This is a genomic window from Terrabacter sp. R4-6 (assembly GCF_057529065.1).
The window spans coordinates 3,434,536-3,458,353 of sequence record NZ_CP197224.1 but is presented as its reverse complement, the minus strand read 5'-3'; the positions used below and the strand labels follow the sequence as shown (position 1 = coordinate 3,458,353).

Annotated in this window: 20 protein-coding genes and 1 tRNA gene; 7 read left to right on the top strand and 14 right to left on the bottom strand. The window is 71.8% G+C overall.

Translation table 11 applies throughout. The features are described from left to right. Positions 1-34: 34 nt before the first annotated feature. From ACSSS0_RS16190 to metG, 6 genes are all read right to left on the bottom strand, one after another. Positions 35-1,906 carry an ABC-F family ATP-binding cassette domain-containing protein gene (locus ACSSS0_RS16190; RefSeq protein WP_435986930.1) on the bottom strand — a complete coding sequence of 624 codons (1,872 nt, stop codon included), beginning with the start codon at positions 1,904-1,906 and terminating at the stop codon, positions 35-37. Between the two features lie 147 nt (positions 1,907-2,053). After that, positions 2,054-2,998, bottom strand: coding sequence for a 4-(cytidine 5'-diphospho)-2-C-methyl-D-erythritol kinase (locus ACSSS0_RS16185; protein WP_487228794.1), 945 nt, complete (start codon positions 2,996-2,998; stop codon positions 2,054-2,056). Positions 2,999-3,028: 30 nt separating this feature from the next. Next, positions 3,029-3,952, bottom strand: a complete 924-nt coding sequence (rsmA, locus tag ACSSS0_RS16180; protein ID WP_487228793.1) for a 16S rRNA (adenine(1518)-N(6)/adenine(1519)-N(6))-dimethyltransferase RsmA — start codon at positions 3,950-3,952, stop codon at positions 3,029-3,031. A 324-nt stretch (positions 3,953-4,276) separates the two neighbouring features. Next, a complete protein-coding gene (locus tag ACSSS0_RS16175) occupies positions 4,277-5,413 on the bottom strand; it encodes a resuscitation-promoting factor (RefSeq protein WP_487228792.1) in 1,137 nt (378 codons plus the stop codon). Positions 5,414-5,598: 185 nt separating this feature from the next. Next, positions 5,599-6,480, bottom strand: coding sequence for a TatD family hydrolase (locus ACSSS0_RS16170; RefSeq protein WP_487228791.1), 882 nt, complete (start codon positions 6,478-6,480; stop codon positions 5,599-5,601). Continuing rightward, positions 6,477-8,405 carry a methionine--tRNA ligase gene (gene metG, locus ACSSS0_RS16165; protein WP_487228790.1) on the bottom strand — a complete coding sequence of 643 codons (1,929 nt, stop codon included), beginning with the start codon at positions 8,403-8,405 and terminating at the stop codon, positions 6,477-6,479. The genes ACSSS0_RS16170 and metG overlap by 4 nt, the downstream gene beginning before the upstream one ends. Positions 8,406-8,538: 133 nt before the next feature. Between metG and ACSSS0_RS16160 the strand changes: the two genes are divergently transcribed. Then, a complete protein-coding gene (locus ACSSS0_RS16160; RefSeq protein ID WP_487228789.1) occupies positions 8,539-8,970 on the top strand; it encodes an SRPBCC family protein in 432 nt (143 codons plus the stop codon). A gap of 86 nt (positions 8,971-9,056) precedes the next feature. Here ACSSS0_RS16160 and ACSSS0_RS16155 read toward each other — a convergent pair whose 3' ends face one another. After that, positions 9,057-9,482 (bottom strand): OsmC family protein, encoded by a 426-nt coding sequence (locus ACSSS0_RS16155; protein ID WP_487228788.1) that lies wholly within the window; start codon positions 9,480-9,482, stop codon positions 9,057-9,059. Between the two features lie 166 nt (positions 9,483-9,648). After that, positions 9,649-10,479 (bottom strand): 16S rRNA (cytidine(1402)-2'-O)-methyltransferase, encoded by an 831-nt coding sequence (rsmI, locus tag ACSSS0_RS16150; RefSeq protein WP_487228787.1) that lies wholly within the window; start codon positions 10,477-10,479, stop codon positions 9,649-9,651. Positions 10,480-10,675: 196 nt separating this feature from the next. Here rsmI and ppc point away from each other — a divergent pair, with 196 nt between their 5' ends. Continuing rightward, complete coding sequence (gene ppc, locus ACSSS0_RS16145; RefSeq protein WP_487228786.1) at positions 10,676-13,513, top strand: phosphoenolpyruvate carboxylase; 2,838 nt, start codon at positions 10,676-10,678, stop codon at positions 13,511-13,513. A 263-nt stretch (positions 13,514-13,776) separates the two neighbouring features. Here ppc and ACSSS0_RS16140 read toward each other — a convergent pair whose 3' ends face one another. Next, positions 13,777-14,757 carry a helix-turn-helix transcriptional regulator gene (locus tag ACSSS0_RS16140; protein ID WP_487228785.1) on the bottom strand — a complete coding sequence of 327 codons (981 nt, stop codon included), beginning with the start codon at positions 14,755-14,757 and terminating at the stop codon, positions 13,777-13,779. Positions 14,758-14,818: 61 nt separating this feature from the next. Here ACSSS0_RS16140 and ACSSS0_RS16135 point away from each other — a divergent pair, with 61 nt between their 5' ends. Then, entirely contained in the window at positions 14,819-15,394 is a 576-nt protein-coding gene (locus ACSSS0_RS16135; protein WP_487228784.1) for a DinB family protein, read from the top strand. Between the two features lie 14 nt (positions 15,395-15,408). Continuing rightward, complete coding sequence (locus ACSSS0_RS16130; RefSeq protein WP_487228783.1) at positions 15,409-16,017, top strand: DinB family protein; 609 nt, start codon at positions 15,409-15,411, stop codon at positions 16,015-16,017. 371 nt (positions 16,018-16,388) lie between these two features. On the opposite strand, the gene ACSSS0_RS16125 is transcribed toward ACSSS0_RS16130, so the two are convergent. Both ACSSS0_RS16125 and ACSSS0_RS16120 read right to left on the bottom strand, forming a co-directional pair. Then, positions 16,389-16,769 (bottom strand): hypothetical protein, encoded by a 381-nt coding sequence (locus tag ACSSS0_RS16125; RefSeq protein WP_487228782.1) that lies wholly within the window; start codon positions 16,767-16,769, stop codon positions 16,389-16,391. Positions 16,770-16,827: 58 nt separating this feature from the next. After that, entirely contained in the window at positions 16,828-17,565 is a 738-nt protein-coding gene (locus ACSSS0_RS16120; RefSeq protein ID WP_487228781.1) for a dienelactone hydrolase family protein, read from the bottom strand. Positions 17,566-17,629: 64 nt separating this feature from the next. On the opposite strand from ACSSS0_RS16120, the gene ACSSS0_RS16115 reads away from it, so the two are divergent. The 3 genes from ACSSS0_RS16115 (at position 17,630) to ACSSS0_RS16105 (ending at position 21,641) form a co-directional block, all read left to right on the top strand. Beyond that, positions 17,630-18,505, top strand: coding sequence for a CPBP family intramembrane glutamic endopeptidase (locus ACSSS0_RS16115; protein WP_487228780.1), 876 nt, complete (start codon positions 17,630-17,632; stop codon positions 18,503-18,505). Between the two features lie 67 nt (positions 18,506-18,572). Continuing rightward, positions 18,573-20,168: a dolichyl-phosphate-mannose--protein mannosyltransferase gene (locus ACSSS0_RS16110; protein WP_487228779.1), complete on the top strand. Its 1,596-nt coding sequence runs from the start codon at positions 18,573-18,575 to the stop codon at positions 20,166-20,168. 126 nt (positions 20,169-20,294) lie between these two features. After that, positions 20,295-21,641: an MFS transporter gene (locus tag ACSSS0_RS16105; RefSeq protein WP_487228778.1), complete on the top strand. Its 1,347-nt coding sequence runs from the start codon at positions 20,295-20,297 to the stop codon at positions 21,639-21,641. Positions 21,642-21,714: 73 nt separating this feature from the next. On the opposite strand, the gene ACSSS0_RS16100 is transcribed toward ACSSS0_RS16105, so the two are convergent. The 3 genes from ACSSS0_RS16100 to ACSSS0_RS16090 form a co-directional block, all read right to left on the bottom strand. Further along, a tRNA-Ala gene (locus ACSSS0_RS16100) sits at positions 21,715-21,787 on the bottom strand. Positions 21,788-21,893: 106 nt separating this feature from the next. Continuing rightward, positions 21,894-23,009 carry a peptidoglycan-binding domain-containing protein gene (locus ACSSS0_RS16095; protein WP_487228777.1) on the bottom strand — a complete coding sequence of 372 codons (1,116 nt, stop codon included), beginning with the start codon at positions 23,007-23,009 and terminating at the stop codon, positions 21,894-21,896. A gap of 120 nt (positions 23,010-23,129) precedes the next feature. Next, on the bottom strand, positions 23,130-23,531 hold the full coding sequence (locus ACSSS0_RS16090) for an SHOCT domain-containing protein (RefSeq protein ID WP_435986949.1): 402 nt from the start codon (positions 23,529-23,531) through the stop codon (positions 23,130-23,132). Positions 23,532-23,818 lie beyond the last annotated feature (287 nt).

Here is a 23,818-nt window from a genome sequence, read left to right as displayed (position 1 = left end):
ACATCAAGATACTTTCAAGAGCGTCCGGCGCGGGTCAGCCGACGATCTCGGCGGCCTCGAGCCACTCGAGCTCGAGCTCCTCGCGCTCGGAGACGACGGACTGCAGCTTGGCGTTGAGGTCGGCGAGCGCCGCAGGGTCCGTGGCCTTCTCGGCCATGTCGCCGTGCAGGCGCTCCTCGCGGTCCTGCAGCCTCGAGAGCTGCTTCTCGATGCGCGCCATCGACTTGCGCGCCTCGCGCACCTCGGCCGGGCTCGCGGTCGTCGCCGACTGGGGGCGTATGCCGTCCGGCCCGCTCGACGCGGCAGCCGAGCCACCGCTCGCGGCCGGGGTCGCAGCCGCTCGCGCGACCCGGGCCGCGATGTCCGCCGTGCGGAGCCGGAGGTACTCCTCGACGCCGCCGGGCAGCTCGCGCACCTTGCCGTCGCCGAGCAGGGCCAGCTGCTTGTCGGCCACCCGCTCGAGCAGGTAGCGGTCGTGCGAGACGACGACGAGGGTGCCGGCCCAGCCGTCGAGGACGTCCTCGAGCGAGGTCAGCGTCTCGATGTCGAGGTCGTTGGTCGGCTCGTCGAGGATGAGGACGTTGGGCTCGGTGAGCAGCAGCCGGGTCAGCTGGAGCCGTCGTCGCTCCCCACCGCTGAGGTCGCCGACCCTCGACTGCTGGCGACCACCCGGGAAGCCGAGACGCGTCGCGAGCTGGCTGGCGCTGATCTCCTTGTCACCCAAGGTCGTCCACTGCTTGACGTCCTCGATGGCCTCGATGACACGCCACTGCTCGAAGCGCTCGAGCTCGCGCACCTCCTGCGTGAGGTGGGCGATGGCGACGGTCTTGCCGATCTTGCGCCGGCCGCCGTCGAGCGGGATCTCGCCCGTCAGCGCGCGCAGCAGGGTCGACTTGCCGGCGCCGTTGACGCCGACGATGCCGATGCGCTCCCCCGGCGCGAGCCGCCACGTCACGTGGTCGAGCAGGCGGCGCTCGTGGGGCGGCTCGCCGACCGACACGGTGGCGTCCTCGAGGTCGAGCACGTCCTTGCCGAGGCGACGGCTCGCGAACGACGCGAGCTCGACGCTGTTGCGCGGGGCCGGCTCGTCGGCGATGAGCGCGTTGGCCGCGTCGATGCGGAACTTCGGCTTGCTCGTGCGTGCCGGCGCACCGCGGCGCAGCCAGGCGAGCTCCTTGCGCATGAGGTTGGAGCGACGGTCGGCGACGACCCCGGCGAGGCGGTCCCGCTCGGCCTTCGCGAGGACGTACGCGGCATACCCTCCCTCGAAGGCGCTGACCTTGCCGCCCTCGACCTCCCACGTGTTCGTCGCGTAGGCGTCGAGGAACCAGCGGTCGTGGGTGATCGCGACGGTGGCGTTGCCGGGCCGCGGCCGCTTCGTCGCGAGGTGGTCGGCGAGCCAGGCGACGCCCTCGACGTCGAGGTGGTTGGTCGGCTCGTCGAGAAGCAGCAGCTCGGGGTCCGAGACGAGCAGGCGGGCCAGCGCGAGGCGGCGACGCTCGCCACCGGACTTCGGGCCGACCCGGCTGTCAAGGCCGCCGACGTTCTCGGCGTCGATGCCGCCGAGCAGCCCGGTCAGCACGTCGCGGATGCGGGGGTCGCCGGCCCAGACGTGCTCGGGCAGGTCGCCGAGCACGGCCTCGTGGATCGTCCACTCGGGGTCGAGCGCGTCCTCCTGGGCGAGCATGCCGATGCGGATGCCGTCGGCGCCGCCCTGCTTGGTGATGCGGCCGGAGTCGGCCTCCTGCAGGCCGGCCATGACGCGCAGCAGCGTCGACTTGCCTCCGCCGTTGACGCCGACGACGCCGATGCGGTCGCCCGTGAGGACACCGAGGCTGACGTCGTCGAGGACGTGGGACGTGCCGAAGACGAGCGACACGCGCTCGAGGGAGATCAGGTTTGCCATCGCTGACTGACCCTACGGCCTGCGCGGGCGGCCGCCGAATCCCGCTCAGCGATGCCGGTCACGCACAGCAGCGCCGGTCCGGCTCAGGGGCGCTGCAGCGCTCCGGCGTCAGTGAGCGCGGAGCCCCGCCGTCGAGCCCCCCGCGGCTCAGTCGGCGTGGCGAGGGGTGGCGACGACGTGCGCGCCGTGGACCGGGCCCTTGGCGCGGCGCAGGTCGCGACACAGGTCGGAGGCCGCGAGCGACACCGACAGGTCGAGCGAGGCCTCGTGGCTCTCGGTGAGGAAGGCGACGGTCGGGCCCGAGCCCGACACGATTCCGCCGAGCGCGCCGAACTCGACGCCCGCGTCACGCAGCTCGCGCAGCTGCGGCCGCAGCGAGAAGGCGGCCGGCTCGAGGTCATTGTGCAGGGCCGCACCGAGCAGGGCGGGGTCACCCGAGCGCAGCGCCGCCATCAGCTCGGAGCTGACCTGGGGCTCGGGCACGTCGATGCCGTCACGTTCGCGCAGGCGGTCGCACTCGGCATACACCTCCGGGGTCGACAGTCCGGTGTCGCTGATGGCGAAGACCCAGTGGAAGGTGCCGCGCGCGAGCACGGGAGCCAGCTGCTCTCCCCGGCCCGAGCCCATGGCGTTGCCCCCGGACAGGATGAACGGCACGTCGCTGCCGAGGGTGGCCGCCAGCTCGGCGAGCTCGTCCCGGTCGAGACCGAGGCCCCACAGCTGGTCACAGGCGACGAGCGCAGCCGCGGCGTCGGCGGAGCCGCCGGCCATGCCGCCCGCGACCGGGATGTCCTTGTCGATGCGGATCGAGAGGCACTCGTCGACGTCCCACCGGTCAGCGATGAGACGGGCGGCGCGGACCGCGAGGTTGTCCCCGTCGGTGGGGATGCGGTCGGCGTACGCCCCCGCGGCGACGACCTGCCACTCGTCCCAGCGCGCGACGGAGACCTCGTCGTGCAGCGAGACCGCCTGGTAGACGGTCGCGAGCGCGTGGAAGCCGTCAGGACGCCGGGGACCGACGCGCAACTCGAGGTTGACCTTGGCCGGGACCCGCACGGTCACCGCGCCGGGCAGGGTCGGAGCGACAGTCATGCGCCCACCCTATGGGCCGACCAGCCGGGCTCAGGACGTACGGGCCCGACGGCGTGCGCGCGGCTGGGCGGGACCCACGCCCTCCGGCCGGGCCTCCGCGATACGCGCGAAGGTCGTGATGTCGAGCTGCTCACCACGGGTGCGGGGGTCGACGCCGGCCCTGAGGAGCGCCTGCTCGGCGGCGTCCGCGGACCCCGCCCACGACGCGAGGGCACCTCGCAGGGCCTTGCGCCGCTGGAGGAACGCCGCGTCGATGCAGCGGAAGACGTCCTCGCGGCTCGCCGTCGTCTTCGGCGGCTTGCGCCGGCGCAGCGCGACGAGGCCGGAGTCGACGTTGGGTGCGGGCCAGAAGACGTTGCGCCCGACGCGTCCGGCGAGCTCGACGTCGGCGTACCACGCGGCCTTGAGGCTGGGGACGCCGTAGATCTTGCTGCCCGGCTTGGCCGCGAGCCGCTCCGCGACCTCGAGCTGCACCATGACGAGGACGCGCTCGATCGTCGGGAAGTGCTGGAGGAAGGAGAGCACGACCGGCACCGAGATGTTGTAGGGCAGGTTGGCGACGAGGGCGGTGGGGTCGGGTCCGGGCAGCCTTGTGATGGTGAGGGCGTCGGCTGCGACGAGGCGCAGCTTGTCGGCGTTCTCCGGCTGGAGCGTGCGGACCGTCTCCTCGAGCGCGCCCGCGAGCCGCGGGTCGACCTCGACGGCCGTGACGTGCTTGACGACCGGCAGGAGCGCGAGGGTGAGCGAGCCCAGGCCCGGACCGACCTCGACGACGACGTCGTGCGGGCCGACGCCGGCGACCCGGACGATCTTGCGCACCGTGTTGGCATCGACGACGAAGTTCTGGCCCCACTGCTTCGTCGGCCGCACCTCGAGCCGCTCGGCGAGCTCACGCACCTGCGCCGGTCCGAGGAGCGCGGCATCGTCGACGTCCGGCGCGTCCTTCTTGCTCATGCGCCCACCCTATGGCGCAACGGCTGATGGCGTATGCCGCGTGGCCGGCCGCCCCGCGCCCGGGCACCGCGCGCCTGCGCCCGGGTGCTCGGTCCCCCAGGCACTCGAGTGGCCCCGGAACCCCACTGGTCCCAGCGGGGGCTAGTCACAGGTGGGGTTCAGGGGCCACTCGACGGGGTGGGACGGCTTGCTCGTGCGACGGCGGGGCCACTCGACGCGGTGGGACGGCTCGCTCGTGCGACGGCGGGGCCACTCGACGGGACGAGGCCCCCGACCGTGCTGGTCGGGGGCCTCGTCGAGCGGTGCTGGCGCTGCGCGGTTGGGTCAGGCACACGACCAGGGGGAGGTGCCGCTCGACGCGTAGAGCCGGTTGGCCACGGTGATCTGCTGCTCGCGGGACGCGAGGTCGGCACGCGGGGCGAAGTCGCCACCGCCGGCACCGAGCCACGTCGACGTGAGGAACTGCAGGCCGCCGTAGTAGCCGTTGCCCGTGTTGATGTGCCAGTTGCCACCGGACTCGCACTGGGCGATCTGGTCCCACATGGCGGCACGGGCGAGGTTGATGCCGGCGCCCGAGCTCGAGCCGCCGGTGCTGCCGGTGCTCGTGGTGCTCGGCGCGGCGGCCGGGCGGTCCTTGGTGCCGACGAGCAGGATGCGGTCGACGGGGGCCTTGGTGACCTTCGAGGAGATCTCCTTGGTGGAGACGACCTTGCCGTCGACGACCGTGCTGCGGACCGTGACGGTGCGCACGCCGGTGACGCCGGCACGCGAGACCTTGGTCTGGTCGGTGTAGAGGTCGCTCGTCTTCTTCTTCGTCGTGCCGAAGGCGATGGCCTCGTTGACCTTCTTGTCCTTCGTCTGCACGCGCTGGACCGCGACCTTGGCGCCCGACGTGAGGCGGGTCGTGACCGGCGGGTTGACCTTGTCGGTCTTGCCGAGGCGGACACCGAGCTGGGTCAGCGCCTCGCCGACGGTGGCGGCGGCGATGGTCTTCGTCGTCGTCTTGCCGTCGACGGTGACCGTGACGGCCTTCGGGGTGACGACCGTGACGGCCAGACCCTGACGACCGATGGTCTGCGAACGCGAGACCGACAGGCGGGCACCCTCGCCGCGGAGACCGAGCGCGAGGAGCGCGCCGTCGACCGTGGTCTCGGTGGTGCGCAGCTGGCGGGTCTTGCCGTCGACCGTGAGGGTCAGCAGGCGTGCGTACTTGACGGTGATCGTGTCGCCGTCGCTGATGGGGGCGTCCACGGCGGGGACGACGACGTCGCCCGGCTTCACCGCGATCCCCTGGTTGTCGAGGACGTCGCCGACCGTGCTGCCGAAGACGTGGGCCGAGCTGGCCGTGCCGTCCACGGAGAGGTTGACGGCCTTGTCGAGCTGGGCCGCGCCGACGGCGCCACCCGTGAGGACGACGGCCGCGCCAGCGGCGGCCAGGATCTTGGCGTTGCGAGAAATCAAAACACTCCGAACGTCGAACGACCCGGGTGCAACGCGCTCTCGATCCGTCCTCCTCACGTCGTCGGAAGGAGGTCGATGCGGGGTGGCAACCGGCCAACAGTCGTCAACAGTGACCGACACACCGTGGAGAGGTCAAATTTCGGTAACGGAGACCGGGGTCGGTGGACGGGACGTTCTGCGGTGCGCTAGGCGCTTTGCCCGTTTCGCTCCGCACCCCACGGGCCGTAGACCCGCTCGCTGTTGTCCGAGACGGCACGGCACAGCGCCGGAACGTCGATGTTGAGCACCGCGGCCATCGCCCGGATGGTCACGGGCACGAGGAACGAGGCGTTGGTCGCGCCCCGGTGCGGGGCGGGCGCGAGGTACGGGGCGTCGGTCTCGACGAGGACACGGTCGAGCGGGATCGCGGTCAGCGCGTCACGCAGGCCGCGCGCGTTCTTGAAGGTGACGGTGCCCGCGAAGCTGAGGTAGTAGCCGCGCTCGACGCACTCACGGGCCATCGTCAGGTCGCCGGAGAAGCAGTGCAGGACCGTGTGCTCGGGCGCCCCCTCCTCCTCGAGGATCCGGAGCACGTCGGCGTGCGCGTCGCGGTCGTGGATCTGCAGGGCCTTGCCGAGGCGCTTGGCGAGGCCGATGTGCCAGCGGAAGCCGTCCTGCTGGACGGCGACGCCCTCGGGGCCGGTGCGGAAGTAGTCGAGACCGGTCTCGCCGATGACGCGGATGCGGTCGTGGACCGCGCACCGCTCGACCTCGGCGTAGGCCTCGTCGAGTCGCCCAGCCGCCGCGAGACGGGGAACCTCGTTGGGGTGCAGGGCGATTCCACCGACGAGCTCGTCATGTGCCTCGATGGCATCCATGGTGAATCGGATCCCGTCGAGGTCGCACCCGACCTGGACGAGCCGCGTCACACCGACCGCCCGGGCGGCCTTGATCGCGTCGGCGACGTCGAACGGCTCGTCGCCCTCGCGCGTGATGTCGAGGTGGACGTGGTTGTCCACGACGTCGATGGGCAGCGGGTCGGGCGCCGTCTCCGGCAGGCCCCGCTGCCCCGACGCGTGCGGGGTCATGCGGTCGGCGCCTCGTCGGAGGCGGCACTGCCGGCCGCGTCGCCGTCGGCACCGGCTCCGCCCTTCGGCTTGCCCATCCTCGGCGCCGCGAGGGGGTCGGAGTGGTGCCGCGTGCCGCCCGGCGCGCTGTCGCCGAGACGGGCCCGCTCCTCCTCGATGACCTGCTCGGCGTCGAGCTTGACGAAGACGCCGGAGGGCTTCGCGACGGGCGTCCCGACGACGACCGGCCGCGACTCCCACCGCGGCGTCGAGGAGTACTCGCCGGTGATGACCGGGTAGCTCCGGGCGTCGTCGTCGAGGTCGGGGACGACCTCCAGACGAGGCATCGGCATGAACTCGCCCGCACCGCCGAGGACGGCGTGGACGCGGTTCGCCGCGTGAGGCAGGAACGGTGAGATCAGCGTATTGATATCTGAGACGGCCTGGGCCAGCGTGTGGAGCACGGTGGAGAGCCGCTCGCGCTGGTCGTCGCCCTTGAGCTTGAACGGCTCGGTCCTCGAGACGTAGGCGTTGGCCTCGCCCACGACCCGCATGACCTCGGCTAGGGCGGCCTTCTGCCGGTGCCGCTCGAGGGAGGCGCCGACGGTCGCGAACGCACCCCGCACGGCAACCAGCAGCTCCTCGTCGACGGGCTCGACGGCATACGCCCTCGGGATCTCGCCGAAGTTCTTGGCGATCATCGCGGCCGTGCGGTTGACGAGGTTGCCCCAGCCGGCGACGAGCTCGCTGTTGTTGCGCTGGACGAACTCGGCCCAGGAGAAGTCGGCGTCCTGGTTCTCCGGCCCGGCCGCGCAGATGAAGTAGCGGATCGGGTCGGGTCCGTAGCGGGCGACGATGTCCTGGACGTAGATGACGTGCTTGCGGCTCGTCGAGAACTGCTTGCCCTCCAGCGTCAGGAACTCGGAGGCCACGACCTCGGTCGGCAGGTTGAGCACGCCGTACTCCCCCGGCTCGCCGCCCTTGTCACCGTGCCCGGCGTAGCCGAGCAGCTCGGCCGGCCAGATCTGGCTGTGGAAGGTGATGTTGTCCTTGCCCTGGAAGTAGTAGGACACGGCCGAGGGGTCGTTCCACCACTCGCGCCAGCGCTCCGGTGCACCGACCCGGCGTGCCCACTCGATGGAGGCCGAGAGGTAGCCGATGACCGCGTCGAACCACACGTAGAGCCGCTTGCTCGGGTTGCCCTCCCACCCCTCGAGCGGGATCGGGATGCCCCAGTCGATGTCGCGGGTCATCGCGCGCGGGCGGACGTCCTTGAGGAGGTTCTTGGAGAACTTGATGACGTTGGGGCGCCACGTGCCCGACGCCTCGCGTCCGTCGAGCCACTCGCCGAGGGCGCCGGCGAGGGCCGGCAGGTCGAGGAAGAAGTGCTGCGTCTCGATGAACTCCGGCGTCTCGCCGTTGATCTTGCTGCGCGGGTTGATGAGCTCGTCGGCGTCGAGCTGGTTTCCGCAGTTGTCGCACTGGTCGCCGCGCGCCTCGGGGAAGCTGCAGATCGGGCACGTGCCCTCGATGTAGCGGTCGGGCAGGGTGCGGCCCGTCGACGGGCTGATGGCGCCCCGCGTCGTCTGCTCGATCATGTAGCCGTTGGCGTGGACCTGGCGGAACATCTCCTGGACGACGGCGTAGTGGTTGCGCGTCGTCGTGCGGGTGAAGAGGTCGTAGGACAGGCCGAGGTCGGCGAGGTCCTGGGCGATGACCGCGTTGTACTTGTCGACGAGCTCCTGCGGCGTCAGGCCCTCCTCCTCGGCGAGGACGAGGATCGGCGTGCCGTGCTCGTCGGTGCCGGAGACCATGAGGACGTCGTGCCCTGCCATCCGCATGTACCTGCTGAAGACGTCGGAGGGCACACCGAAACCGGCCACGTGGCCGATGTGGCGCGGGCCGTTGGTGTACGGCCAGGCGACGGCAGACAGGACATGGCTCATGGCGAGCAATCCTAGGCGGGGCCGGGGCGCCACCGCGCACGAGTATGCCGCCGGGCCGGGACGGCGGGTCCGGCGCGGACGCGCTGCCGCCCCCCACTGGCGCGAGACGGCTCCGGGCGAGTACGACAGGAGGATGACTGGACACATCGCACAGGCAGAGGTCATCGTCGACGCGTCGACGCGTGCCGTCTGGGACGCGCTGACGGAGCCGGACCGGGTGAGGTCGTGGATGGCCGGCACCACCCTGACCACCGACTGGCAGGTCGGCAGTCCCATCACGTGGCAGGGCGAGATGCAGGGCAAGCCCTACGAGGACAAGGGCGAGGTGCTCGAGGTCGAGGAGGGGCATCGCCTCTCGATGACGCACTACAGCCCGCTCATGGGCCAGGAGGACCGGCCCGAGAGCTACCACACCGTCACCTACACGCTGACCCCGACGAGGGACGGACGAACGACGCTCGCCCTCGAGCAGGACGGCAACGACTCGCAGGAGCAGGCCGACCAGTTCTCGCAGAGCTGGCAGGGCATGCTCGAGTCGCTGAAGGCCACGGTCGAGTCCGCCTGACACGCCCGCCCACGAGCGACGCTGGGCCACAAGGACATCGGCGCCGACCCCCGAGGGTCGGCGCCGACGGCGTCCAGTGGTGGAGGTCAGCCGAGACGGGCCTCGAGCGAGATCGGCACGGCCTTGAGCGCCTGGCTCACCGGGCAGTTGGCCTTGGCGTCCTCGGCTGCGGCCTGGAAGTCCTCGGCCGAGATGCCCGGCACGTCGCCGACGACGCTGATCGCGATCCCGGTGATGCCCGTGCCGGGGACGAACGTCACGTTGGCCGTGGTGTCGAGCGTCGTCGGGGGCGTGCCGGCCTTCGCGAGACCGTTCGACAGCGCCATCGAGTAGCACGAGGAGTGCGCGGCGGCGATGAGCTCCTCGGGGCTCGTCTTGCCGTTCGACGACTCCGCCCGCGAGGGCCAGTTGACCTCGTAGGTGCCGATGCCCGAGCTCTCCAGGCTGACCTGGCCCGAGCCCTCGAAGAGCGAGCCCTCCCAGTGCGTGCTGGCGGTGCGAGTGGTGCCCATGCCTTGCTCCTTCGCTGTGCTGTCGACTCGGCCGACGGGGTCGCCGGCCTCCGGAGAGGGGAACGACAGCAGCCTTGCCCGCTGTTCCCCGCGGGGCAAGGGGTTCGCCTGTCGAGACGGCGCCGGGCACGCCCGGGCGGGCGGTCAACGGGCGGTCAGCGGTCGGTCAGCGGGCGGCGAGCGAGGCGTCGTAGAGCGCCTTCTTCGACAGGCCCGTGCGCGACGCGACGTCGGCCGCGACGTCCTTGAGCCGCTCGCCCGCCTCCACCCGCGTGCGGATGCCGGCCACGGCCTCCTCGAGGGACGGCACCACCCGCTCGGCCCCGGCGACGACGATCGTGATCTCGCCCTTGACGCCGCCCTCGGCCCACGCGACGAGCTCGGCGAGCGTGCCGCGGCGGACCTCCTCGTAGGTCTTCGTCAGCTCGCGGCACACGGCCGCCCGACGCTCGGAGCCGAACGCGTCGCGCATCGCGGCGAGCGTCTCGGCGAGCCGGTGCGGGGCCTCGAAGAAGACGATGGTGCGGCGCTCGTCCGCCACGTCGGCGAGGACCTTGGCCTTCTCCCCCGGCTTGCGCGGCAGGAAGCCGTCGAAGCAGAAGCGGTCGACCGGCAGGCCCGAGACCGCCAGCGCCATGAGGACCGCACTCGGCCCGGGGACGCACGTCACGCGTACGCCCGCCTCGACCGCAGCGGCGACGAGGCGGTAGCCCGGGTCGGAGACGGACGGCATACCGGCGTCCGTCACGACGACGACGCGCTCCCCCGCGAGGAGGCGGGCGACGAGGTCGGGCGTGCGGGCGGCCTCGTTGTGCTCGTGGTAGCTGACGACCGACCCGCTCGGGGTGACGGCGAGGTCGGTGAGGAGGCGGCGCAGGCGTCGGGTGTCCTCGGCGGCGACGACGTCGGCGGTCGCGAGCTCCTGGGCGAGCCGTGGCGCCGCGTCCCGCGGGTCGCCGATCGGGGTGGCCGCGAGGACGAGGGTGCCGGTGGTCATGCCGTCATCCTCGCAGGGACCTCCCGCCGGTCCTCTCGACCGGCCGCCACGATGACCGGCCACGAGGCGGCTTGTCGTGGCCGTCGGCCGCGGACGACCACGACAACCGTCCACATGGCGGACTGCGGTGTCCAGCGCGTGGTCCCCATCGTGGACTCGAAACGCCTCCGAAACGTCGACGCGGTACGACAGACCCATGACGAGCCAGGGCCCCGCCACGACCGAGCAGCTCCTCGAGGCCGACCGCCGCGAGCCGAACGCCGCGACGTTCGCCTCCGGCGTCTCGTCGGCGCAGCAGCATGCCGCCCTCCGCGCCTCCGTGCGACAGCTCGGAGCGCTGCTCGGCGAGGCCCTCGAACGGCACGAGGGCGCCGACCTGCTCGCGCTCGTCGAGAAGGTGCGCGGCCTGGCCCGCGAGCCCGAGGACGACGAGCTGCGGGCGCTCCTCGAGGGCGTCGACGCACCGACCGCGGTCGTCCTCGCCCGCGCCTTCACGGCGTACTTCCAGCTCGTCAACGTCACCGAGCAGCTGCACCGCTGGCAGGAGCTGAGCGCCGTCGAGCAGACCCCGCTCGCCGCGACGGTCGGCCGCATCGGGGCAGCCCTCGACGAGGGCACGCTCGAGCGCGACGAGCTGGAGACGATCCTCGCCCGGCTGGAGTACCGCCCCGTCTTCACCGCCCACCCCACCGAGGCGACCCGCCGGACCGTCCTCAACCTGCTCCGCCGGATCGCCGTCACGGTCGACGAGCTCGAGGACCCGCGCCGTCCCGTCTCCGACGGCCCACGCGCCGAGCGTCGGCTCGCCGAGCTCGTCGACATGATGTGGCAGACCGACGAGCTGCGGATCGTCCGGCCCGAGCCGACCGACGAGGCCCGCACGGCCATGCACACGCTCCGCTTCCTCGCCGACCAGGTGGTGCCCGACCTGCTCGCCGAGCTCGACCGGACGCTCGCCGGCATCGGCGTGGAGCTGCCGCCGTCGGCCAGGCCGCTGCGCTTCGGCGCCTGGGCCGGCGGCGACCGGGACGGCAACCCCAACGTCACGCCCGACGTCACCCTCGCGGTCATCGGCATGCAGCACGACGCCGGGCTCGCCGAGCTCGTCGAGAAGCTCGACCACATGCTCCACGAGCTGTCGTCGTCGACTCGTTTCGTCGAGGTCACCGACGCCCTGCGGGAGAGCCTCGAGCGCGATGCGGAGGCGCTGCCGGTGACGTATGCCGCCGTGCGCCGGCTCAACGCCGAGGAGCCCTACCGCCTCAAGCTCAGCTTCGTGCGCGTCCGCCTCCTGCGCACGCGCGACCGCCTGACCCACGGCACCGCGCACGAGCCCGGTCGCGACTACGCGGGCTTCGACGAGCTGCTCGACGACCTCGTCCTCATGCGCGACTCGATGCTCGCGGCCGGTGACACGCTGACGGCCGACGGCGCGATCCTCCGTCTCATCCGCGCCGCGGTCGCCACCGGCACCGGACTCGCCACGCTGGACGTCCGCGAGCACAGCGCGAAGCACCACGCCGCCCTCGCCGACCTCTACGACCGCATCGGCGGGCTCGACACGCCCTACGGCGAGCTCGACCACGCGGCGCGCATCGAGGTGCTCTCCCGCGAGATGGCCTCGCGCCGGCCGCTGACCGGGGTCGGCGTCCACGACGTCGGCGAGGCCGCCGAGGCGTCGCTGTCGCTCATGGCGGCGATCGGGCGGGCGCTCGACACCTACGGTCCCGAGGCGATCGAGACCTACATCGTGTCGATGACCCACGACGTCGACGACCTCTTCGCCGTCGTCGTCCTGGCCCGCGAGGCCGGGCTCGTCGACACGGGCACCGACTCGACGCCGGCCACGGCGCGGATCGGCTTCGCGCCGCTCTTCGAGACCGTCGCCGAGCTCGAGGCCGCCGGACCGCTCCTCGACGCCCTGCTGTCCGACCCGTCGTACCGCCGGGTCGTCGCGGCCCGCGGCGACGTGCAGGAGATCATGCTCGGCTACTCCGACTCGTCGAAGGACGCGGGGATCGCCGCGTCGCAGTGGCAGATCCACCGGGCCCAGCGCGCGCTGCGCGACGTCGCCCGCCAGCACGGCGTCGTCCTGCGGCTCTTCCACGGGCGAGGCGGCTCGGTCGGGCGCGGCGGCGGCCCGACGGGCGAGGCGATCCTCTCCCAGCCCTACGGGAGCCTCGACGGCCCGATCAAGATCACCGAGCAGGGTGAGGTCATCAGCGACAAGTACACGCTGCCGGGACTCGCGCGCTTCAACCTCGAGGTCGCCCTCGCCGCGGTGCTCGAGGCCTCGGTCCTGCACCGGAGGTCGCTGCTGCCCAAGGACGTCCTCGACGGCTGGAACGGCACGATGGACCTCGTCGCGGGCCGCGGCCAGGAGGCCTACCGCTCCCTCGTGCGCGACCCCGGTCTCGTGCCCTTCTTCGTGTCGGCGACGCCGGTCGACGAGCTCGGCAAGATGAACATCGGCTCGCGGCCCTCCAAGCGACCCGGGGGCGAGGGCGGCCTCGAGGACCTCCGCGCCATCCCCTGGGTCTTCGGCTGGACCCAGTCCCGGATCATCCTGCCGGGCTGGTTCGGCGTCGGCTCCGGTCTCGCCGAGGCCCGCGAGGACGGGCGCGAGAAGACGCTGCGCGAGATGTACGGCTCGTGGGCCTTCTTCCGCACCTTCCTCTCCAACGTCCAGATGACGCTGACGAAGTCGGACCTCGACATCGCGGCGGGCTACGTGCGGGCGCTCGTGCCCGAGGACGTGGCCGGGGTCTTCGACACGATCCGGGAGGAGCACGCGCGGACGGTCGAGGAGGTGCTGCGCGTCACCGGCCAGAAGGAGCTGCTCGAGGCCTCACCCGTCCTGCGTCGCACGCTCGACCTGCGCGACAGCTACCTCGCGCCGCTGCACGCGCTGCAGACCTCGCTCCTCGCGCGGTCGCGTGCCGTGCCCGACGACGTCGAGCCGGACGCCGACGTGCAGCGGGCGCTGCTGCTGACGATCAACGGCATCGCCGCGGGACTGCGCAACACGGGCTGAGCTGAGCCACGTGTGACGACGGGGCCACTCGACACTCGAGTGGCCTCCCAGCCCCACCAACCCCACCAGCCCCTGTGACGACGGGGCCACTGGACACTCGAGTGGCCTCCCAGCCCCACCAACCCCTGTGACGACGGGGCCACTCGACACTCGAGTGGCCTCCTAGCCCCACCAGCCCTTGTGACGACGGGGCCACTCGACACTCGAGTGGCCTCCCAGCCCCACCAGCCCCTGTGACGACGGGGCCACTCGACTGCATGTGGTCAGCGGGTGGCGGGGTCACCTGCGGCGCGGAGCATGCGGGCTGCCTGCTCGCGCATGGTCTCGCGCAGCTCGGGCGGGTCGAGGACGGTCATCTCCCACGGCAGCGCACCGATGTGCATCGCCATGGCGCCCAGGTGGTTGCCGCCGGCCTCGAAGATGCAGCGGTGGGGCCCGTCGGCGGTGACCGTCCCGACCGATGGCGGGATGTGCTTGTCCACCAAGGACTTCGGCGCCTCGATGCGCACCCGCGCGACGTGGTCGTACGCGTCGCGGGTGATCGACCGCTGCACGTGCTCGGCCGCGTCGGGCGCGTCGTCGCGCGGGCGGAAGCGCCAGCCCCGGGTCTCGGCGTCGGACATGCGGTCGAGCCGGAAGGTGCGCCAGTCCTCGCGGTCGAGGTCGTAGGCGAGCAGGTACCAGCGGCGTCCGGTGGCGACGAGGCGGTAGGGCTCGACCCGGCGTTCGCCGGAACCGCGCGGGCCGGCATACGCGAAGGTGACGCGCTCGGTCTCCCGGCACGCGCGAGCGAGCAGCAGGAGGGTCGCGGCGTCGACGGGCGCCGCACCGCCGTCGAGCGTGACGGTGGCCTCGTGGATGGCCTCGACCTGCGCGCGGAGGCGCCCCGGCAGCACCTGGTCGAGCTTGGCGAGGGTGCGCACGGCCGCCTCTCCGAGTCCCTCGACCGTGCCGCCGGCCGCGAGCCGGAGGCACACGGCCACGGCGACGGCCTCGGTGTCGTCGAGCAGGAGCGGCGGCAGCCGTCGCCCGGCACCGAGCTGGTAGCCGCCTCCGGCCCCGTGGGCGGCGTTGACGGGATAGCCGAGGTCACGGAGCCGCTCGACGTCGCGGCGCACGCTGCGCGTCGTGACGCCGAGGCGCTCGGCGAGCTCGGTGCCGCTCCAGACGGGGCGGCTCTGGAGCAGGTCGAGCAGCCGGAGCACGCGGGCCGTCGTGCCGTTGCCGTCGGAGGTCGTGGACATGGCTACAGACTGCCACCCTCTGCGGACAGTTTCTGTCCTATATGCCTGCGACGATCGAGGCATGACAACGACAGAGACCCCCATCGACTGGACGTCCGTGCTCGTGGACCAGGCCGCTCGGCACTGGACCAACCAGCTGAGACCGCGCTTCGAGGGCCTGACCGACGAGGAGTACCTCTGGGAGCCGACCCCGGGCGCGTGGAACGTGCACCGGCGGGGTGAGGGCGCGACGGAGATCCAGGGTGGCAGCGGCGAGCTGACCATCGACTTCGCCTACCCCGAGCCCGTCCCCGCGCCGGTCACGACCATCGCGTGGCGCCTCGCCCACATCATCGTCGGGGTGCTCGGCGCCCGCGTGCACAGCCACTTCGGCGGCCCCGAGGTCGACTACCAGACCTTCGAGTACGCCGGCACCGCCGACGAGGCGCTGGCCCAGCTGGACGAGGCGTTCGCCGCGTGGACCGCCGGGGTGCGCACCTGGGACGAGGCCGCCCTCGCCGAGCCCTGCGGCCCGAGCGAGGGGCCGTGGGCCGAGTACCCCCGGGTCGAGCTCGTGCTCCACATCAACCGCGAGGTCATCCACCACGGCGCCGAGATCGCCCTGCTCCGTGACCTCTACGCCCACCGCAACGACTGACAGGAGCAACGATCATGCCCGCACACGTGCCACCCGTCGCCGACGAGCGCGAGAGCCTCATCGCCTACCTCGACCAGCAGCGCGACGCCTTCGCCACCGTCGCCTACGGCCTCACCGAGGAGCAGATCCGCCTCGCACCGACGGCCGGCACCCTCAGCATCGGCGGACTCGTCAAGCACGTCACCACCTGCGAGCGCGGCTGGACCGAACGGATGGCCGTCGCTCCAGAGGCACCCGCTCCGCCGGACCAGTCCCTCGAGGAGCAGGCCACCGCCTGGGGAGACGACTTCCGCGTCACCGACGGCGACACCCTCGAGTCCCTCCTGGCCGCTCTCGCAGCCCAGGGGGACGTGACCCGCGAGGTGCTGCGTCGCGCCGACCTCGGCGCCGCGGTGCCCGTGCCGCGCGACGCCCCGTGGTTCCCCCGCGACGTCGAGGCGTGGTCGGTGCGCTGGGTCGCCATGCACCTCGTCGAGGAGCTCGCGCGTCACGCCGGGCACGCCGACATCGTCCGCGAGTCGATCGACGGCGCGACGATGTACGAGCTCGTGGCCGCACGCGAGGGATGGCCCGAGACCCCGTGGCTCACGCCCTGGCGTCCGTCGGCGACGGCCGAGGTCTGACAGCGAGAACGCTTGCAGGACAAAGGCGAAGGGCCCTTGGGAGTATGAGTCTCAAGGGCCCTTCTGGTTGATCGGTCGATGGTGACGCTCCCGATCGACGTCTCGTCGTCTCCGGTCCCGGCCGCCTCGTCACCCGGCTGCCGCAGTGGGTTGCCCCACCGTGTGGACCCTCGTCTCCGAGCTGTCCCGCTCTCCCCGAGGGGAGGGCGTGAGAGATTTCTATCCCGCCCCGAGGAGGTCCGCAAGGGCTTTCGCCAAACATTTCCACCCTCCACAGGCCGACGGCGTGTCGTCCACAGCACGGGAGCGCTTCTCCACCGGACGGACGCGTCGGTGCACAGCTTGTGCACCGGCCCTGTGGACGACGGGCCTCAGCCCGCGACGCCACCCACCTCGTCGAGAACGGCGCTCAGGAGTGCGGCCCCGGCCGCCGCGTCCCGCGCCCGATCCGGCTGGCCCGCGGCGGCATACGCCACCTCGGCCTCGGCGAGCGAGCGCACCTCGGCGACGATGAGGGAGCGCTCGGTGGCGTCGTCGAGCCGGCGCCGCTCCGCCTCCGTCACGCCGAGCCCGACGCCAGCGCCGGCGACGTCCGCAGACGTCGTGACGGCGCTGCCCACGTCGGGCGGGACGGCCTCGGCGTTCTCGATCGCGGCGACGGCACTGCGCAGCACACTCACTGCAGGGAGGTCGCGCTCGCGCATCGCCGCCGTCAGTCGGGAGCGCAGGACGACGCGGAGGACGGAGGACATGCCGAGACCGTATGCCGTCACCGACCTTGTGCGCCAAACAGTTACGTCCTGACTCAGGTCAGTCCGGCGGAAGGAGACGCGTCCGGAAGAACCCACGGACGGCGGCGACGGCCTCAGGGTGCTTGTGGTCCGTGAGCGTCGCGTGGTCGTGGCCGTCGAGCTCCACGGCGATGAAGCCGTCGCCGAGCTCACGACGCAATGTCGCGAACCGCGTCCCCGTGGCCCAGTCACCGCGGTACCGGACGCCGAGCACGGGGCACCCCTGGGCGACGCGACGCCGCACCGCCTCGAGGTCAGCGGGCGCGAGGTTGATGTCCGCAGCCCGCCGCCGTCCGAGCGGCAGCGGTGTCGCCGGCTGGGCGACGACGGGTGCGACCACGACGGGGTCGACCATCATCGCGAGCGCGAAACCGCCGGTGACGCACATCCCGATCGCCCCCACGCCGGGGCCGCCCGCGCGGGCGTGCAGGTCCCGTGCGAGGGCACGCAGCCACCCGGCGAGGGGGGCGGTACGGCCGGTCACGAACATCGTGAACTCGCGAGTGACACAGAGGCGCGGGACGACTCGCAGTGCCTCCCAGGTGTGCGGCGGTGCGTGCGACGAACCGAACAGGTGCGGCATCGTCACCGTGAAGCCGTCCTCGACGAGCTCGTCACCGAGCTCGATGACCTCCGGGGTCAGTCCCGGGCTCTCGTGGACGACGACGATCCCCGGCCCCTCGCCGCGCTCGTAGACGGGGTAGGCGAAGCCGTCCGCGGCGAACTCCCCGCGCGCCCAGCCCGTCAGCAACGACATGCAACGACACTACGGCGGGCGTCACCCCCGCGGGCCGAGTCGGCCGCGCGGCTACAGTGACGCCATGTCGAGCGACACCGGCGCGGCTGCGACCGAGGCCCCCTCCACGGGCGGCAGCGCCCTCGCGCGGTTCCTGTCCCGGCCGTCACCACGCGACCCGTCGCCCGTCACCGACCCGGCCGCGAGGCGCGACCTCCGGTGGGAGACGGTCCTCGTCCTCGGGGTCAGCCTCGGGTCGTCGGCGGTCTACGCCGTGCTCAGCATCATCGAGAAGCTGACCCGCCCGGTGCCGCTGTCGCAGCAGACGACGGCGATGAACCAGTCGGCCACGCCCGGGCGTCCCTGGCTCGACCTCGCCTACCAGCTCGCCGGCATCGTCCTGCCGCTCGTCGCCGTGGCCCTCGCGCTCTACCTGCTGAACCACGTCCGCAGGCCCGCGGTCGACGTGCGCGCCGGCCACTTCGTCGGCCTCGACCGACGTGAGCCCGGCCGTGACCTGCTCCGCGGCCTGGGCCTCGCCGCCGTCATCGGCATCCCGGGGCTCGGCTTCTACTTCCTCGCCAAGGCGATCGGCATCAACACCCAGGTCTCGGCGGCCAACCTCGAGGCGGTGTGGTGGTCGGCACCCGTGCTCGTCCTCGCGGCCGTCGAGAACGCCCTCCTCGAGGAGGTCGTCATGGTCGGCTACCTCTTCACGAGGTGGCGCCAGACCGGGTGGTCGTGGCCGCTCATCATCGGGCTGTCGGCCGTGATCCGCGGCAGCTACCACCTCTACCAGGGCTTCGGCGGCTTCGCCGGCAACATCGTCATGGGCCTTGTGCTGGGTCTCGTCTTCGTGCGCACCCGGCGCGTCATGCCGCTCGTCGTCTGCCACGCGGTGCTCGACACGGTGGCCTTCGTCGGCTACTCCGTGCTGCGGGCGCGCGGGGTCTCGATCTGACGGGCCCCACGGGCCGCCGCCGGAGCGCTGCACGGGTCACCCAGCCACTCTGCATACGATGTCGCCCATGAACTCGGCCAGACAGGTGCGCGCTCGCCTGCTCGGGGACCCGGCCGACGACTTCCGGCTGTCCCGTCGCACCGCGGGCCGCGTCGCCTGGCTGGGCTGGGCCGGACCGCTCTTCTTCATGCTCGTCGGCGGCGTCATGCGCTTCTGGCACGTCGGCGCGCCGCACCAGCTGATCTTCGACGAGACGTACTACGTCAAGCAGGGCTGGTCGATGGTCCTGTACTGGTTCGAGATGAAGAACGACGACGTGCTGCAGCAGGCCAACCAGGTCGACCAGCACTTCACCGCCAACGACCCGATGGTCTACGGCACCGAGGGCGACTTCGTCGTCCACCCGCCCGTCGGCAAGTGGCTCATCGGCTGGGGCGAGGCGCCGTTCGGGATCCTCAACTCCTTCGGCTGGCGCTTCGCCGTCGCGCTCGCCGGCACCATCTCGATCTTCATGCTCGGCCGGATCGCGCGCCGGCTCTTCCGCTCCGACCTGCTCGGCACCGTCGCAGCCGCGCTCCTCGCCTTCGAGGGCCACCACTTCGTCCACTCGCGCACCGGGCTGCTCGACATCTTCGTCATGTTCTTCGGGCTCGCCGCCTTCGGCGCCCTGCTCATCGACCGCGACAAGGCGCGCGAGGTGCTGGCCCGGAAGGTCGGTGACCGCGCCCGGGCCGCGACGTCGTGGATGGGACCGTGGCTCGGCTGGCGACCTTGGCGCTGGGTCGCCGGCATCATGCTCGGCCTCTCGGCCGGGGTGAAGTGGTCGGGCCTCTACTTCCTCGTCTTCTTCGGGCTCCTCACCGTCCTCTGGGACCTCGGGGCCCGCCGCGCCGCAGGCGTGCGCGGCTGGTCGGCCGGCGGCATCGTCAAGGACGGGCCGTACGCGTTCGTGCAGCTCGTCGTCACCGCCGTCGTCACGTACGTCGCGAGCTGGACCGGCTGGATCCTCACCAAGGGCGGCTCGTTCCGCACGTGGGCGCAGAACAACCCCGACACCGACCACGGCTGGCTGCCCGACTGGTGGCGCTCGCTGTGGGCCTACCACCAGCAGATGTACGCCTCGACGCAGGCGATCACGAGCTCGCACCCGTACCAGACCAACCCGTGGTCCTGGCTCATCCAGGGGCGCCCCACGTCGTTCTTCTACGAAGGACCGAAGAAGGGCGCCGACGGGTGCGTCGTGGAGCAGTGCAGCAAGGCGATCACCTCGATCGGCACCGTCTCGATCTGGTGGGGCGCGACGCTCGCGATCTTCGTGCTGCTCTTCATGTGGGCGCTGCGCCGCGACTGGCGTGCCGGTGCGATCCTCTGCGGGCTCTTCGCCGGCTACCTGCCGTGGTTCTTCCTCGGCAACCGGACGATCTACTCGTTCTACGAGGTCGCGTTCGTGCCGTGGGTCGTGCTCGCCTGCGTGTACGTCCTGGGGCTCGTCATCGGCGGCCGTGAGTCGTCGCTGCTCCGGCGCCGCATCGGATACGGCGTCATGGGCGCCTTCGTGCTCGTCACGATCGGTCTCTTCGCGTTCTTCCACCCGATCTACGTCGCCGACGTCATCCCGCTCTCGGAGTGGCAGGCCCGGATGTGGTTCCCCAGCTGGGTCTGACCCGCCCTCGGGACGCAAAGTCTTGGTCAAGACGACGCTCCCGGCGCGACACCCGCCCCTCGGGCCCCTAGCGTCGATGGTCGATCCGGTGCGCAGACGCGCCGAACGACCTCGAGGAGAGCCCTGATGGACACCCCGGTGGCAACGACCCAAAGGCCGACGTCGACGCGTCGCGCCGTGCTCAACACGGTCCGGGGGTCCCTCGGCAACCTCGTCGAGTGGTACGACGTGTACGTCTACACCGTCTTCGCCAAGTACTTCGAGGAGCACTTCTTCGGCGGTGACGAGCCCAACGCCGGCATCTACACGATGGCGATCTTCGCCGTCACCTTCCTCATGCGACCGATCGGGTCGTGGTTCTTCGGCCGCTTCGCCGACCGCCACGGCCGGCGCCCCGCCCTCGTCACGAGCGTCAGCGTCATGGCCCTCGCGTCGCTGGCCATCGCCCTCGCCCCGACCGCGGCGACGATCGGCGGCTGGGCCGTCGTCGTGCTCGTGCTCTGCCGCCTCGTCCAGGGCTTCGCGACCGGCGGCGAGTACGGCACGTCCGCGACGTACATGTCCGAGGCGGCCACGCCGGAGCGCCGCGGCTTCTTCTCCTCCTTCCAGTACGTCACGCTCGTCGGCGGCCACGTGCTCGCCCAGTGCATGCTGCTGCTCCAGCAGTCGGTCCTCACCGACGAGCAGATCAGCCAGTACGGGTGGCGGATCGCCTTCGCCTTCGGCGCCGTCGCCGCCGTCGTCGTGCTGTGGCTGCGCTCGTCGATGGACGAGTCGCTGCAGGTCACGGCCGGAGAGGACGCGCGCCGGTCCGGCTCGATCGGCGAGCTGCTGCGCCGCTACCCCAAGGAGCTCGCCGTCTGCTTCCTCGTCACGGTCGGCGGCACCCTCGCCTTCTACACCTACAGCGTCAACGGGCCTACGACCGTCAAGGCCGCGTACGCCGGCCAGGGCATGACCGCCACGTGGGTCAACCTCACAGCGCTCGTCGTGCTCATGCTCCTGCAGCCCATCGGCGGGGCCGTCAGCGACCGGGTGGGCCGCAAGGCGCTGCTGCTCTTCTTCGGCGTCGGCGGCACCCTGTTCAGCTACCTCTTCATCACCACGCTGCCGTCGGTGACCAACCCCTGGGCCAGCTTCGGGATGCTCGTGGCGGCCTACGTCGTGCTCACCGGCTACACGTCGATCAACGCCGTCGTGAAGGCCGGGCTCTTCCCCGCGCACATCCGTGCCCTCGGTGTCGGCTTCGGCTACGCCGTCGCGAACTCGGCCTTCGGCGGCACCGCTCCCCTGCTCTACGAGGCTGCCAAGAAGAACGACGCGGTCGGCACGTTCGCGCTGTACGTCACCGTCGTCATCGCCGCCTCGCTCGTCGTCTACGTCCTCTGCCTCGGCAACGGACGCGACACCTACCTCGACCGCGAGCAGGCTGTCGGTGCAGCCGAACGCCCCCGGGTCGACGCCGGGCGCTGAGCCGCGGGCGTGGACGCTCCAGAAACATGAAGAAGGACCCGGCGAAAAGTGTGCCGGGTCCTTCTTCATGTTGTGGAGCTGAGGGGATTCGAACCCCTGACCTTCTCATTGCGAACGAGACGCGCTACCAACTGCGCCACAGCCCCTTGGTGCGAAGGAACGATAACACCACGCCGACCGGCATACCCAATCGACAGGCACCGCGTGGATCGTGGTGGATCGTCGGCGCCCGGTGCCGGGAAAGCACCGCCACTAGGACGTCGTGGACGCCTTCGGTGTCGACGTGGACGGCTCCGGCGCCGGCGGCGTGGCTGACCGCGAGGGACTCGGTGAGGGCGTCGGTGTGCCGGCCTCGGCGATGGCCTTCTCGAGCGCGGCGACCGTGGCGGCGTCGACCGTCCCGGTGGCAGTGACGTCGAGCTCGGTCTGGAACTCCTCGAGCGCCTCCGTCAGGGCAGGCGTCCACCGCCCGTCGACGGGGCCGTCCCAGAAGCCGGCGAGCTTGAGGGTCTGCTGCACGGCTGCTGTCGACGCGAGCTCCTCCTGCGCGGCTGCACCGCCCTTGGCCTGCAGGTCGGACGAGAGTGCCTCCTGCGTCGCCTTGTCGACGGTGCCGGTGACCGGGAGGCCGTGGGCCTTCTGGAGCGCCTGCACCGCGTCGACCGTCGACGGACCGTAGACGCCGTCGACCGTGCCGGAGAAGTACCCGGCGTCCTTGAGGGACTTCTGCAGTGCCGCCGTGTAGTCGTGCACGGCCTTCTGGGCGGACTTCTCCGCCTCGTCGGTGAGGCAGCCGGCGTCGGCGAACAGGGCCAGCCACGACATCTCGAGCGCCACCGCGGCGGCGTTGAACTGCTGGGCGGCCTGGCGCAGGGGCGTCTGGGCCGAGAGGCCTTCCTGAGCCGCCGTGAACTCGGTGTCGGCCTGCTTGACCCGGTTCACCGTGGTCGGCGGCACCGTGGGCGCCGGGCTCTGGCTCGTCGCCGGCGTCGTGGAGCTCGTCGAGGAGCCGGCGGTGGTGTTCGCCGAGGCCGCAGCTGCCCGGGCGGCTGCCAGCTCCTGCTCCGCCGTCACCACCGCAGCCTGGGCGTCGACCGCGGCCGTGGCGGCCGCGGTCGCGTCCGCGCGAGGCTGCTCGAGGTCGGCACCTGCCGTCTGGACGTCCCCGACCGTCGGGGCCGTCGCCGTCAGCACGTCCCCGTAGCGGTCGACGGCCGTGACGTAGTCAGCCGCGGTGGTGCAGAAGTGCGCCGATGCGGCCGCGGCGTCCGTCCGGGCCTGCGCGAGTGCCTGCTCCTTGACGGACACCCGCGCGTCGGGCAGTGCCGTCTCGTTGCTGCAGGCACCGAGGGCCAGGACCAACGCCACCGCGCACCCCCCGGCGCGGGCCCGACCCCAGCGACCCGCGCCGGCTTCTCGGCCTGCGACGTCCGTGCGGTCGCAGGTGTCGGACGGGCCGGGCAGCGGCGGCATTTCGGCCCTCTCCCGTCAGGCCAGCGCCTTGGCCTTGAGCGCGTCGAACTCGTCCTGGGTGATGGTCCCGGAGTCGAACAGTCCCTTGGCGCTGGCGATCTGCGCCGCAGGGCTCTCGGTGGCCTGCGAGCCGGCGGCCTGGCGGATGTACTCGTCCTGCTGGGCCTTCATCTGGGCCATCTCCGCGATCTGCCGCTCGGTCATGCTGCGGCCGCGGGCGATGAGGTAGATCAGGGCGCCGAGCCAGGGCACGAGGATGAGCAGGACGGCCCACCCCGCCTTGCCCCAGCCGCTGAGCTCGCGGTCGCGGAAGAGGTCGAAGATGCACCGGAACCACACGGTGATCGCGGCGATCCAGATGAAGAACCAGAAGCTCCACAGCAGGACGTCCCAGAAGTTGGTCGTGATGTTGTCCATGTCAGTCCCCTCGGTGCGGTGTGGCGGTGATCAGGGCGCTGACGTGCGCCGTTGACCCCAGCCTGCCACGGCATCGGGATGCTGCCTCAGCCGCTGAGGGTGAACCGTCTCGACGGTTCCCGGCCGGGGCGGCGGCCTGCGATCCCGTCCACGACCTCCCGCCTCGGGCGGACGCCGTGTCGGGGGATGGCACGCCGCGCGGTCTTTCATCCTTTTGGGGTGATGTTCACCTCGCGCAGAGCCCTGACCGTGGAACGTGGTGGGAGGGCTCACGTGGGGCCCCGAGC

What these genes read in the sequence shown, in the direction of transcription:
- ppc (WP_487228786.1), top strand. Translation starts at nt 10,676, where the DNA reads ATGACGAGCCAGGGCCCCGCCACGACCGAGCAGCTCCTCGAGGCCGAC.
- ACSSS0_RS16120 (WP_487228781.1), bottom strand. Translation starts at nt 17,565, where the DNA reads ATGTCGTTGCTGACGGGCTGGGCGCGCGGGGAGTTCGCCGCGGACGGC.
- ACSSS0_RS16140 (WP_487228785.1), bottom strand. Translation starts at nt 14,757, where the DNA reads ATGTCCACGACCTCCGACGGCAACGGCACGACGGCCCGCGTGCTCCGG.
- metG (WP_487228790.1), bottom strand. Translation starts at nt 8,405, where the DNA reads ATGAGCCATGTCCTGTCTGCCGTCGCCTGGCCGTACACCAACGGCCCG.
- ACSSS0_RS16185 (WP_487228794.1), bottom strand. Translation starts at nt 2,998, where the DNA reads ATGACTGTCGCTCCGACCCTGCCCGGCGCGGTGACCGTGCGGGTCCCG.
- ACSSS0_RS16155 (WP_487228788.1), bottom strand. Translation starts at nt 9,482, where the DNA reads ATGGGCACCACTCGCACCGCCAGCACGCACTGGGAGGGCTCGCTCTTC.
- rsmA (WP_487228793.1), bottom strand. Translation starts at nt 3,952, where the DNA reads ATGAGCAAGAAGGACGCGCCGGACGTCGACGATGCCGCGCTCCTCGGA.
- ACSSS0_RS16190 (WP_435986930.1), bottom strand. Translation starts at nt 1,906, where the DNA reads ATGGCAAACCTGATCTCCCTCGAGCGCGTGTCGCTCGTCTTCGGCACG.
- ACSSS0_RS16125 (WP_487228782.1), bottom strand. Translation starts at nt 16,769, where the DNA reads ATGTCCTCCGTCCTCCGCGTCGTCCTGCGCTCCCGACTGACGGCGGCG.
- ACSSS0_RS16110 (WP_487228779.1), top strand. Translation starts at nt 18,573, where the DNA reads ATGAACTCGGCCAGACAGGTGCGCGCTCGCCTGCTCGGGGACCCGGCC.
- ACSSS0_RS16170 (WP_487228791.1), bottom strand. Translation starts at nt 6,480, where the DNA reads ATGACCCCGCACGCGTCGGGGCAGCGGGGCCTGCCGGAGACGGCGCCC.
- ACSSS0_RS16135 (WP_487228784.1), top strand. Translation starts at nt 14,819, where the DNA reads ATGACAACGACAGAGACCCCCATCGACTGGACGTCCGTGCTCGTGGAC.
- ACSSS0_RS16105 (WP_487228778.1), top strand. Translation starts at nt 20,295, where the DNA reads ATGGACACCCCGGTGGCAACGACCCAAAGGCCGACGTCGACGCGTCGC.
- ACSSS0_RS16115 (WP_487228780.1), top strand. Translation starts at nt 17,630, where the DNA reads ATGTCGAGCGACACCGGCGCGGCTGCGACCGAGGCCCCCTCCACGGGC.
- rsmI (WP_487228787.1), bottom strand. Translation starts at nt 10,479, where the DNA reads ATGACCACCGGCACCCTCGTCCTCGCGGCCACCCCGATCGGCGACCCG.
- ACSSS0_RS16130 (WP_487228783.1), top strand. Translation starts at nt 15,409, where the DNA reads ATGCCCGCACACGTGCCACCCGTCGCCGACGAGCGCGAGAGCCTCATC.
- ACSSS0_RS16160 (WP_487228789.1), top strand. Translation starts at nt 8,539, where the DNA reads ATGACTGGACACATCGCACAGGCAGAGGTCATCGTCGACGCGTCGACG.
- ACSSS0_RS16090 (WP_435986949.1), bottom strand. Translation starts at nt 23,531, where the DNA reads ATGGACAACATCACGACCAACTTCTGGGACGTCCTGCTGTGGAGCTTC.